Below are 11,918 nucleotides of genomic sequence, written 5' to 3' on the forward strand. Positions count from 1 at the left end.
CGCTCCGGTCTTTCGGTGACGAACGCCGCAGCGTACAGGAGTCATATGTCTGTCAGATATCAGCACCGCATGGGACGTTCATTTTTGGGCTCTATATGCAAAGAAGCGTAAGTACGTTGACATCGACGATCGGGTGGGTACGGACAGTGAGGTGACGGCGACCCCGCGTCCCACTTCGGCCATCACCCGGCCGCATTCTGGCTCAAACGTGATGGGTCGCCATGAGGTGTACTGTTACCGTCGTTTCCGATCTTGACCGTCCAAGTCGGCACCCGCTGCCGTGCCTTGGCGCGGCGATCACCAGAGGTCGAATGCGGACTTCACGAAAGAGGGAACGCCTTGGCGGTCAGCTTCCACACACATCCAGGCGCATCCCGGCACCTCCCCGGACGCGACGCCGAGCTCCGCACCCTGACCGCCCTCGCCACCCGCGCCCGGGCCGGCGGCGCACGGGCGGTCCTGGTCCGCGGCCCCGCCGGCATCGGCAGGACCAGCCTCCTGACCGCCGTCGCCGACCACCTGCGCTCCGAGGGCGTCACCGTCCGCCGGCACACGGCCCCCCGCGTCACCGACGAGCACGCCCCCCGCGGCCCCGCCGGGCCGGCCCGCGACCCGTATGCCGCCCACCGGCGCCTCTACGGACACGTCAGCGCCCTCCTGGCCGACGGACCCCTCGCGTTCGTCCTCGACGACGCCCAGTGGTGCGCCGAAGCCACCCTCAGGCGCGTCGACTTCGTCCTGCGCAGGGCAGCCGCCCGGCCGCTGTTCCTGCTGCTGGCCCAGCGCACGGACTGCGGCGGGCCCGGCGCGGGCGTCCTCGCCGAGATGCTCGGCCAGGGCCGTTGCACCCTGATGGAACTCGGCCCGCTCGACGCCGCCGCCATCGCCCGCCTGGTGACCCGCGCCCTCGGCGAGCGCCCCGACGACCGCTTCGTCCGCCGCTGCGCCGACGTCACCGGCGGCAACCCGCAGCTGCTCCACCGGCTGCTCACCTCGCTGCGCGAGAGCGGGGTGCGCCCCGACGCCGCCGGCGCGCACCGCGTGGCCGCCGCCGTCGAGGGCGCCGTCGCCTCCTCGGTCCCCGACCGCCTGGCCGGCCACCCCCGCCACGTACGGCAGATCGCCCGCGCCCTGGCCGTCCTCGGCCGGGCCGACGCCGACCTGCTGTCCGTGCTCTGCGGAGTGAGCGGGCACCGGACCAGGGCCGCCCTCGAGACCCTGCGCCGCGGCGAGGTCGTCGCCCCCGGCGAAGCGGGCGCGCCCGGCGTCATGTGCGCCCCCGTACGCGCCGCCGTCCTCGCCGACCTGCCCCCGGCCGAGCTGCGGCACCTGCGCGTGAATGCCGCGCGGGTGCTCAACGACGCCGGCCGGCCCGCCACCGAGGTGGCCGACCAACTGGTGCCCCTGGAACGCCTCGACGAGCCCTGGATGCTCGCCGTCCTGCGCGAGGCCGCCGCCGGGGCCCGCTGCCGCGGCACCACCGAGGCCGCCGTCCGTTACCTGCGGCGCGCCCTGGACGCCGGACCCGACGACGCCCAGCGCCACGAGATACGCCTCGAACTCGCCAGAGCGGCGGCGCCGCTCTCCCCGGCCACCTCCCTGCGCCACCTGCGCCAGGCCCTCGACGCCGCCGCCGGCCCCCGTGAACGGGCGCCCATCGCCGTGGAGTACGGCATGGCCGCCCTCGGCACCCACGGCGCCCCCGACGCCGTACGGGCGCTGGAGCGCGTACTCGACGAACTGCCCGGCGAGGCCGGCCCCACCCCGGCCGGCCGGGAGCTGCGCACCTCCGTCCGGGCCGCCCTGCTGGTCACCGCCGTCAACGACAAGGCCGCCATGGCGGGCGTGCGCGAGCGGGCCGCGGCCTGGCCCGTCCCGCACGGCGACACCCCCGCCGAACGGCGGCTGCTGTCCGCCCTGAGCGCCTTCGCCGCCCTCGAGGGCCGCCCGGCCGGCCGGGCGGCGGAACTGGCCCGGCGGGCCCTGCGGGTGGAGGAGCCGAACCCACCCGCCGGCTGGTGGGTGTTCGGCTCCTCCCTGGTCCTCGGGCTCGCCGACGAGGTGGACGAGGCCCTCGCCGGGCTCGAGCGCTCGCTGCGCGACACCCGGGCCCGCTACGAGCCGTGGATGTACGTCTCCGCGCTGGCCGGACGCTCCCTGACCCGGCACGACACCGGTGACGTCGACGCTGCCGTCCGCGACGCGCGGGCCGCCGTCGAGGCCGCCGCCCGCAGCGAACGCACCGCCCGCTCGTCCATGCCGCACATCGCCCTGGGCACCGCCCTGCTCACCCAGGGCAGGACCGAGGAGGCCGCGGCCGCCCTCGGCCGCATCGTCCCCCGGGACACGGACCGGCACATCTGGGAATGGCACCACTACCTCTACGCCCAGGGCCGCGTCCGCCGCGAACTCGGCGACCTCGAAGGCGCCCTCGAGCTGTGGCTGCGCTGCGGACGCAGCCTGGACGAGGCCCGCGTGGGCAATCCCGTGCTCGCCCCCTGGTGGCTGCCGGCCGCCACCACCCTCGCCCGCCTGGGCCGCCCCGGAGAGGCCCGCGACATCGTCGAGCGGGTGACACCTCGCATCCGCCGCTGGGGAACCCCCCGCGCGCTGGGCACCGGTCTGATGGCCTCGGCCGCGGCCGCCACGGGCCGGGCCCGCATCGACCTGCTCGCCGAGGCCGCGGACGTCCTCGCCCGGTCCCCCGCCCGCCTCGAACACGCCAAGGCCGCCTACCTGCTGGGCCGGTCCCTCCTCGCCCACGGCGACGCCCACGCCGCCCGCCGCCACCTGCGCCAGGCCATCGAAGGGGCCACCCGCTGCGGCTACCAGGCCCTCGGTGCCGCCGCCCGCGGCGCGCTCGTCACCGCCGGCGGCCGGATGCGCCGGCTCGCCGCCAGCCCGCTCGACTCCCTCACCGGCAGCGAGCGCCGCATCGCCGCCCTCGCCCAGGGCGGAGTGACCAACAAGGCGATCGCCGAGGCGCTCTTCATCACCCCCCGCACGGTGGAGATGCACCTGACCAACGTCTACCGCAAACTCGCCGTGCGCGGCCGCGCCGACCTGCCCGGCGGCCTCGGCGGATACGGTCCGCCCCTTCCCGTGTGACCGGGGCCCCCGCTCCCGCTCCCGTCCCGGTCGCCGCACCGGCAGCGCACAGCCACGAGGAGAGACAGGTGCAGTCCCAGGTGACAGACGAGCGGCCGCCGCGCCGGCCCCCCGCCGCGGCCCCCGGCACACCGCCGCTCGCCGGGCGGATCCGCGAACAGCGGCTGCTGGGCGAGCTGGTGGACGGCCTGCGGACCGGGCGCCCGGCACTGGCCGAGATCCGCGGCCTGCCCGGCACCGGCCGCAGCGCCCTGCTCGAGTGGGCCGCCCACCGCGCCCGCGCACTCGGCGTCCACGTCGCCGCGGCCCAGGCGTCGTGGGAGGAGACGGGAGTGCGCTACGGCGTCGTCGCCCAGCTGCGGGCCACGCCGACACCCCCGGCGGGCCCCGGCCGCCCGGCCGCCCCTGCGACGGCCGACCGCACCGCCGAACTGTGCCGGGCCGCCCGCGCCGCCGCCCTCGCCCACCCGCTGCTGATCGTCGTCGACGACGTCCAGTGGGCCGACCCGTGCTCGCTGCGCTGGCTGCGCGCCCAGGCCCGCAGGCTCGCCGGCGTCCCCCTGATGCTGCTGACCGCCCGCGCCGGGACCGGCCCCACCGCCCCGGAGGAGCGCCTCGAGCCCGGCTCCCTGGACGGCGGACGGGCCGTCGCCCACCACACCCTCACCCTCGGCCCGCTGACCCCGGCCGACGTCGGCGACCTGCTGGCCGCGGCCTTCGGGACGCCGGCCGACCCGGCCTTCCGGGACGCGGCGGCCCGCAGCACCGACGGCAATCCCGCCGTGCTCCGCGCGATGGTCGCCCGCCTGGCCCGCCACGGCCGGCAGCCTCGCGCCGACCACCTGCCGCACCTGGCCGAAAGCGCCGCCGAGGCCGTCCGCGAGCGCGCGGTGCGCACCCTGGCCGCGCTGCCCGGCGACCTGCGGGCCGTGCTGCGGGCCGTCGCCGTGTGCGCGCCGCACACCGGGCCCGGGACGATCGCCGCGCTGGCCGGGCCCACCGCCGCCGGAACCCGGCGCGCCCTGGAACTGCTCGCCGGCACCGGACTGCTGACCGGCGGCGACCGCCCGGCGTTCCGCGAGCCGACGGCGGCCCGGGCGGTGCTGGCCGGCATGAGCGCGTGCGACCGCGAGGAGCTGTACGCCCGCGCGGCCGAACACGCCCACCACACCGCCGTCCCCGACGGCGCCCTGGCCGGCATGCTCACCGGCGCCCGCGTCCTCGGCGCCCCCTGGGCCGTCGACGTCCTGCGCCGCGAGGCCGCCCGCCACCGCGCCGCGGGCCGGCCCAGGGAGGCGGCCCGCCTGCTCCGGCGCGCGTTGCGCGAGCCCATGGCCCCCCACCTGAGGGTGCGCGCCCTGACCGAACTGAGCGCGGCCGTCCTGCCCTCGGAGCCCGACGCCGCCGACCGGCACCTGCGCCAGGCCCTCCTCTCACCCGCCGACGCCGATGCCGGACCGTCCTGGGTGCGGGCCGCCGACCTGCTCCTGGCCCGCGGCGACATCGCCTGGACGCAGCCGCTCATCGCCCGGGCCCTGGCCGGCGACCGGATACGCCCCGCCGAGCGCGCGGCGCTGCGGGCGCTGTACTGGCTCGCCGCGTACAGCCGGCGCGAGACGTCCCACGCCCTGGACCGGCCCCCCGTACCGGCTCTCGCCGAACACCCCGACGACCCCTCCGAGGCGGCCGTGGCCGCCTGGCGGGAGGCCCTGCTCGGCCGGGACATCGGCCGCGCCCGGCACCTCGCCCGGGCCGCCCTGGCCCCCCGGGCCGGGCATCCCGCCCCGCTGACCCCCCAGGTCGCCGCCTGCCACGCCCTCGTCCTCACCGGCGACTTCGCCGAGGCGCACGCCGGACTCGACGCGGTGCTGCTGCGCGCCGAGCACGCCGACGCACGGGCCGTGGCCGGCTCCGCCGAGCTCATCAGGGCCCTGGGCCTGCTGCACGAGGGGCGGCCCGGGGAGGCCTCCACCGCCCTGGACCGCGCCCAGGAGGTCATGCCCCCGCACTGCTGGCACCCCTTCATGAGCCCCGCGGTCGTCGCCCTGAAGGCCCTGGCCCACCTCGAGCTCGGCGACACCGCGGGAGCCGAGCGGTCCCTCGGGCTCGCCCGCGACGGCGACGGCGACGGTGACGCCGGGGGCGGCATCGGCTGGGCCTGCCTGCTCTACGCCCGCGGCCGCACCCGGCTGGCCGGCGGACAGCGCGACGCCGCGCTCGCCGACCTGCTGGAGTGCGGCCGCCTGCTGCTCGCCCAGCAGGCGGCCAACCCCGCCCTGCTGCCCTGGCGTTCGGCCGCCGCGCGCGCCCGGGGCCTCGACCCGCACGACCGCGAAGCCGCCGCCCTGCTGGCCGAGGAACGCCGGCTCGCCCTGAAGTGGGGCGCGCCCGGCCCGGTCGCCAGGGCGCTGTACGCCACCGGCAACCTGGCCCCGCCCGAGCCCGTACGGCCCGGCTCGGCCGTCCCGGCGGACTGGCGGTTCCGGCAGGCGCTGAGCGCCCTGGCGACGGCCCGCCTCGCCGGCCCGGACGCCGTCTCCCCGCCGCCCGGCGGCCCGTCCGCGCCCGCCGCGCCGGCGCCGCGCACGGCACCGGCACGGCCACCGGCGCCCGAGCGCGCCGCCACGCCGCCTCCCGCGCGCCCCCGCGCCGCGCGCGAGGGGCTGACCGGCGCCGAAGCGCGCGTCGCGGCCCTGGCCGCGCGCGGCCAGGCCAACCGGGCCATCGCCGCGGGCCTTTCGGTGACGCCCCGCACCGTCGAACTGCATCTGACCAGGGTCTACCGCAAGTTGGGCATCAACGGACGCCCGGAGCTGGCCGAGGCGCTGGAGCGCCTCGGGAAGGACACACCATGACACCCCTGCTCGACCGGAGCCGCGAGCTGGAGCTGATCACCACGGCCCTGCGGACGGCGGCCACGGCCGGGAGCGGCTCGCTGCTCGTCGTCACCGGCGGCATCGGCACCGGCAAGACCGCCCTGCTGCGGGCCCTGCCCGCCCTCGCCGAGCGACACGGCACCCGCACCCTGACCGCCGGCGGCGCCCCGCTCGAACGGGACCTCCCCTTCGGCCTGGCCGGCCAGCTCCTCGAACCCCTGCGCCCCGGCGCCGCCCTGGAACCGCCCGGCCCCGACCCCTACGGCGAGCTCCTCGGCCCCGTCGCCGACCACAGTGCCCGCGAGCCGCTGCTGCTGCTCGTCGACGACCTCCACTGGGCCGACCCGCCCTCCCTGCGCTGGCTCGGCCACCTCGCCAGACGCCTGCCCGCCTGGCCCGTCACCCTCGTCGTCGCCCTCCGCGAGGGCGACCCGGGCGCCGAGGAGCCGCGCGTCCAGGACATCACCGACCGCGCCGCGCACGTCCTGCGCCCCGGCCCGCTCACCCCGGCCGGCACCGCCGCGCTCGTCGCCGCCGCCTTCGGCCGCCCGGCCGACCCCGCGTACGTGGCGGCCTGCCGCGAGGCCACGGGCGGCAACCCCATGTTCCTGACCGCCACCCTCGCCGCCCTCTCCGGCGACGGCGACGGCGACGAGCCCGTCGCCGCACGCGCCCGCGCCGTCCGCGAACTCCGCCTGCCCGCCCTGCGCGAACGCCTCGCCGTGGCCCTCCGCTCCCAGCCCGGTCCCGTCCGCGAACTCGCCAAGGCCCTCGCCGTGCTCGGCGACGGCACCGACCCCGAACTCACCGGCCGCCTCGCGGGCCTCGACGCCACCGGCCAGGAGGAGGCCGCCCGGGGACTGCGCCGGCTCGGCCTGCTCGCCGAAGGACCCGCGCCGCGGTTCGTCCACCACGCCGTGCGCGACGCCGTCGAGGACTCGATGACGCCCGCCGAGCAGGAGGACGTCCACGTCCTCGCCGCGCTGCTGCTGCACCGCGGCGGACACCCGGCCGAACAGGCCGCCGCCCAGCTCCTGGCCGCGCCCTCCTGCCGGGACGGCTGGGCCATGGAGGCGCTGCGGGCCGCCGCCGAGGCCGCCGGACGGCGCGGCGCGCACGAGGACGCCGCCCGCTACCTGCGCCGGGCCCTCCTCGGCGCCCCGCCCTCGGGCCCCGACCGGGCGGCGCTCCTGGTCGACCTCGCCACCGTCGAGCGCGCCTTCGACCCCCTGGCCGCGGTCCGCCACATCTCCCAGGCGCTGCTGCTGCTCCCGTCGGCGGCCCAGCGCGCCGAGGCGGCCGTCCGCATCCCGCCCTCCCTGCTCGGCGGCGGCCCGCAGCCCGTCGTCGAAGCGGTCGGCAAGCTCGCCTGCGAGCTCGGCGAGCCCGGCCGGCTCACCGGCGACGAGCGCGAACTGGCCCTCGGGCTCGAGGCACGCCTGCGCCACGCCGCCGTGACCGGGCCGGGCGGGCTGCCGCTGTGCGCCGCACGGCTGCGCGAGCTGGGCCCCGCCCCCGCCCTGGGCACGGCCGCCGAACGCGAACTGGTCACCGTCCTGCTGCACGGCGCCACCATGTCCCAGAGCCTGTCGGCCGCCGAGGTCGCACCGCTGGCCGGCCGCGTCCTGCAGTACGAACCCGCCTCCCCGGACCACGTCCACACCGCCCTGCCCCTGCTGGTCCACGTGCTGATCGCCGCCGACTCCCTCGAGGCGATCGGCCCCTGGCTGGAGACCGCGCGCGAGCGGGCCCGGGCCCGGCGGGCCACCGTCCCGCAGGCGCTCGTCGCCATCGAGCGCACCCATGTGCTGGTGGCCCAGGGCCGCCTGGCCGACGCCCGGGCCTGCGCCGACGAGGCGCTGGCGCTGGGCGCGGCCGACTGGGCGACCCTGCAGTCGATGACCGCCGTCGTCCTGGTCGCCCTCGAGACCCGCGACGCCGAACTGTCCCGGCGCCTGCTGTCCTACCGCCCCGAGGGCGCCGACCACGGCTACCGCCCCTCCTCGCTCCAGCTCGTCCGCGGCTCCTGCGCCGCCCGGCGCGGCGACCTGCCCACCGCCCTGGAGTACTTCCTGGACTGGGGCCGCTCCGCCGAGCGGGCCGACTGGCGCAACCCCGCCGTCTTCCCCTGGCGCGCCTGGGCCGCCGGGCTGCACTACCGGCTGGGCGACACCGGCCGGGCCCACGACCTCATCGACGAGGAGTACGCGCGGGCCACCGCCTGGGGCACCCCCGTCGCCATCGGCCGCGCCCAGCGCGTCAAGGGTGCCCTCACGGCGGGGGAGAAGGGCATCGCGCTGCTGCGGGAGTCCGCCGCGACGCTGGACGGCGCGGTCAACGGCATGGAGCGGGCCCGTACCGCCCTGCTGCTCGGCCGGCGGCTGCTGCGCGCCGGGCGCGCCGAGGCCGAGACCTGGCTGCGGCTGGCCCGGGACCAGGCGCTGGTGTGCGGGGCCCCCTGGCTGGCCGAGGGCGCCGGCCGGGACCTGCGCACCCTGGCCGGCTCGCGCACGCGGCCGGCCGTCGCCGCCCTCACCCGTACCGAACGCCGGGTCGCCGGGCTCGCCGCCGGGGGCGCGTCGAACAGGGAGATAGCCGAACAGCTGGAGGTCAGCTCGCGGGCCGTGGAGAAACACCTCACGCACGCCTACCGCAAGCTGAACGTGGCCGGACGCTCCCAACTCGGGGAGGTGGCCGGCCTGCTGGCCGAGCCGGGTACCGCCGTCCCGCCGGGCCCGTGACCCCGTACCGCCGCGGTGTGGGACGGCCGTACCGCACCGCCGCGGGGGACCGTACCGAACCGAAACACCGCGGTACCGGAGGTAACCGAACCCCGGGCCCGCCACCACAGTCTTAGCGTCGCGCGGTTTGTTTTCGTTGACAGTCTTCACGACACCTCCATACGGTCTTTTCGGGCGACGGCCGCAGGGCCGTCCCTGTGTTGTGAATGGCCCGTGTGCACGCGAAGTTCGCTGTCTCTCGGAAGGGCGGAACATGACCCAGGCGGTGCCGGTTACCTTCTCCACCGTTCGCGAGAACTATTTCAACCCGCCGGCCTCGACCCAGGAGCTACGGGAAAAGGAACCCATCACCCGGATGAGGTTCGCCGACGGCCACCTCGGGTGGCTCGTCACCGGATATTCCGCCGCCCGGGCTGTCTTATCGGATTCCCGCTTCAGCGCCCGGGGGGAACTCAAGCACCCGCCCGTCCCGCGCGCCGCGACGCTGGAGGAATCACCGGCCGCGCCGCCCGGAATGTTCATCCAGCACGACGACCCCGAGCACCAGCGCTACCGCAAGCTGCTCACCGGCCAGTTCACCGTCCGCCGCATGCGCCTGCTCACCGAGTGGATCGAGAAGACCACCAACGAGCACCTCGACGTGATGGAGGGCCAGGGCTCCCCGGCCGACCTCTTCGAGCACTTCGCGCTGCCGCTGCCCTCCCTCGTCATCTGCGAGCTGCTCGGCGTGCCCTACGCCGACCGCGAGGGGTTCCAGCACGACACCGCGGTCTGGAGCAGCTTCGGCAGGTCCACCGAGGAGGTCACCGCGGCCTTCGCCTCCCTCGGCGCCTACCTCCACGGCCTCGTCGTGCGCAAGCGCGCCGAGCCCGCCGACGACATCCTCAGCGGCCTGATCGCCGCCGACCCCACGCTCACCGACGAGGAACTCACCTCGATCGCCTTCCTGCTGCTCGTCGCCGGCCACGAGACCACGGCCAACCAGATCGGCCTCGGCCTCCTCGCCCTCTTCGAGAACCCCGAGCAGCTCGCCGCGCTGCGCGCCGACCGCTCGCTCGTCGACGGCGCCGTGGAGGAACTGCTGCGCTACCTCAGCATCGTCCACCACGGCCCGACCCGGGCCGCCCTGGAGGACGTCGAGATCGAGGGCACGGCCATCGCGGCGGGCGAGGTCGTCATGGTCTCCCTCGCCGCCGCCAACCGCGACCCCGCCCGGTTCACCGACCCCGAGCGGCTCGACGTCACCCGCAACGCCACCGGCCACCTCGCCTTCGGGCACGGCATCCACCAGTGCCTGGGCCAGCAGCTGGCCCGCATCGAACTGCGCGTGGGGCTGAACGCGCTCCTCGACCGCTTCCCCGGCCTGCGCCCCGCCGTGCCCGCGCACGAGGTGCCGCTGCGCCACGACATGCAGGTCTACGGCGTCTACGAGCTCCCCGTCGCCTGGTGACGCGGGCGGCCGCCCCCTGGCGGGCCGCTCACCTTCGTCTCCATGATCTGCAAGAAGCAATCATCCGCGATCCGTTACGGAAAGGTCAGGTAGCAACAGCGTGGTAGAGAACCAGCACTTGTCGCGCCGCCGTCTGCTGGGCATGGCGGCCCTGGGCGCCGCCGCCGTCACCGGGGCGACCACGATCAGCACCGCTCCCCGCGCGCACGCCGCCACCCGTGGGGCCGACGGCTCGTTCGTGCCCGCCGTCGTCATCGGCACCGGCTACGGCGCCGCCGTCGCCGCCCTGCGCCTGGGCGAGGCGGGCGTCGAGACGCTCATGCTCGAGATGGGCCGCCAGTGGGACACCCCGGGCGTGGACGGCAAGGTCTTCCCCAACATGCTCAAGCCCGACGAGCGCTCCAGCTGGTTCAAGACCCGCACCGAGGCACCGCTGGGCTCCTTCCTCTGGCTCGACGTGGTCAACAGGGACATCACCCCCTACGCCGGCGTCCTGGACCGGGTCAACTTCGACCAGATGTCCGTGTACGTCGGCCGCGGCGTCGGCGGCGGCTCGCTGGTCAACGGCGGCATGGCCGTGGTGCCCAAGCGCGCGTACTTCGAGGAGGTCCTGCCCCAGGTCGACGCGGCCGAGATGTACGACCGCTACTTCCCGCGCGCCAACGCCACGCTCCGGGTCAACCACATCGACAAGGGGTGGTTCGAGGAGACCGAGTGGTACAAGTTCGCCCGCGTCTCCCGCCAGCAGGCGGGCAAGGCGGGCCTGGGCACGACGTTCGTGCCCAACGTCTACGACTGGGACCACATGCGGCGCGAGGCGGCCGGCGAGGCCCCCAAGTCGGCGCTGGCCACCGAGGTCATCTACGGCAACAACCACGGCAAGATGAGCCTGGACAAGACCTACCTGGCCGCCGCGCTGGGCACCGGCAAGGTCACCATCAAGACCCTGCACAAGGTGAGTGACATCCGTCAGCAGCGCGACGGCTCGTACGTGCTGACCATCGAGGAGATCGACCCCTACGGCAAGCGCGTCGCCACCAAGGAGGTCTCCTGCACCTACCTCTTCCTCGGCGCCGGCAGCCTCGGCACCACCGAACTCCTGCTGCGCGCCCGCGAGACCGGCGCGCTGCCCGACCTCAGCGGTGAGGTGGGCGCGGGCTGGGGCCCCAACGGCAACATCATGACCGCCCGCGCCAACCACATCTGGAATCCCACCGGTGCCAAGCAGTCCTCCATTCCCGCCCTGGGAATCGACGACTGGGACAACCCCAGTGCCCCCGTCTTCGCCGAGATCGCCCCGATGCCGGCCGGACTGGAGACGTGGGTCAGCCTCTACCTGGCCATCACCAAGAATCCCGAGCGCGGCACCTTCGTATACGACAAATCCTCCGGCCGGATGAACCTCCGGTGGACCCGCGACCAGAACAGGCCCGCGGTCGACGCCGCCAAGTCGCTCTTCGACCGGATCAACAAGGCGAACGGCACGGTGTACCGATACGACCTCTTCGGCACCCGGATCAAGAACTTCGCCGACGACTTCTGTTACCACCCGCTGGGCGGTGCGGTCCTGGGCAAGGCGACCGATCACTACGGCCGGGTCTCCGGTTACAAACACCTGTATGTAACAGACGGTTCACTCATTCCCGGTTCCATCGGCGTCAATCCGTTTGTGACAATTACGGCGTTGGCCGAACGGAACATCGAGCGGGTCATCAAGCAGGACGTCGCCGCTTCCTGACAGCG

The 11,918-nt window shown here is 76.0% G+C and carries 5 protein-coding genes; all 5 read left to right on the forward strand.

Annotation, left to right across the window (positions count from 1 at the left end; all coding sequences use genetic code 11):
• Positions 1-339: 339 nt before the first annotated feature.
• On the forward strand, positions 340-3,108 hold the full coding sequence (locus tag IE295_RS04375) for a helix-turn-helix transcriptional regulator (protein WP_190062058.1): 2,769 nt from the start codon (positions 340-342) through the stop codon (positions 3,106-3,108).
• 68 nt (positions 3,109-3,176) lie between these two features.
• A complete protein-coding gene (locus IE295_RS34070; RefSeq protein WP_190062059.1) occupies positions 3,177-5,963 on the forward strand; it encodes an AAA family ATPase in 2,787 nt (928 codons plus the stop codon).
• Positions 5,960-8,725 carry an AAA family ATPase gene (locus IE295_RS04385; protein WP_190062060.1) on the forward strand — a complete coding sequence of 922 codons (2,766 nt, stop codon included), beginning with the start codon at positions 5,960-5,962 and terminating at the stop codon, positions 8,723-8,725. The genes IE295_RS34070 and IE295_RS04385 overlap by 4 nt, the downstream gene beginning before the upstream one ends.
• A 355-nt stretch (positions 8,726-9,080) precedes the next feature.
• A complete protein-coding gene (locus tag IE295_RS04390; protein ID WP_224323552.1) occupies positions 9,081-10,175 on the forward strand; it encodes a cytochrome P450 in 1,095 nt (364 codons plus the stop codon).
• A gap of 142 nt (positions 10,176-10,317) precedes the next feature.
• Complete coding sequence (locus tag IE295_RS04395; RefSeq protein ID WP_190062400.1) at positions 10,318-11,913, forward strand: GMC oxidoreductase; 1,596 nt, start codon at positions 10,318-10,320, stop codon at positions 11,911-11,913.
• Positions 11,914-11,918: the final 5 nt, after the last annotated feature.

It is taken from the genome of Streptomyces griseocarneus, from assembly GCF_014655595.1.
GTDB lineage: Bacteria > Actinomycetota > Actinomycetes > Streptomycetales > Streptomycetaceae > Streptomyces > Streptomyces griseocarneus.

Coding starts and splice junctions, on each gene's coding strand:
- IE295_RS04385 (WP_190062060.1), top strand. CDS start 5,960: ATGACACCCCTGCTCGACCGGAGCCGCGAGCTGGAGCTGATCACCACG.
- IE295_RS04390 (WP_224323552.1), top strand. CDS start 9,081: ATGAGGTTCGCCGACGGCCACCTCGGGTGGCTCGTCACCGGATATTCC.
- IE295_RS04395 (WP_190062400.1), top strand. CDS start 10,318: ATGGCGGCCCTGGGCGCCGCCGCCGTCACCGGGGCGACCACGATCAGC.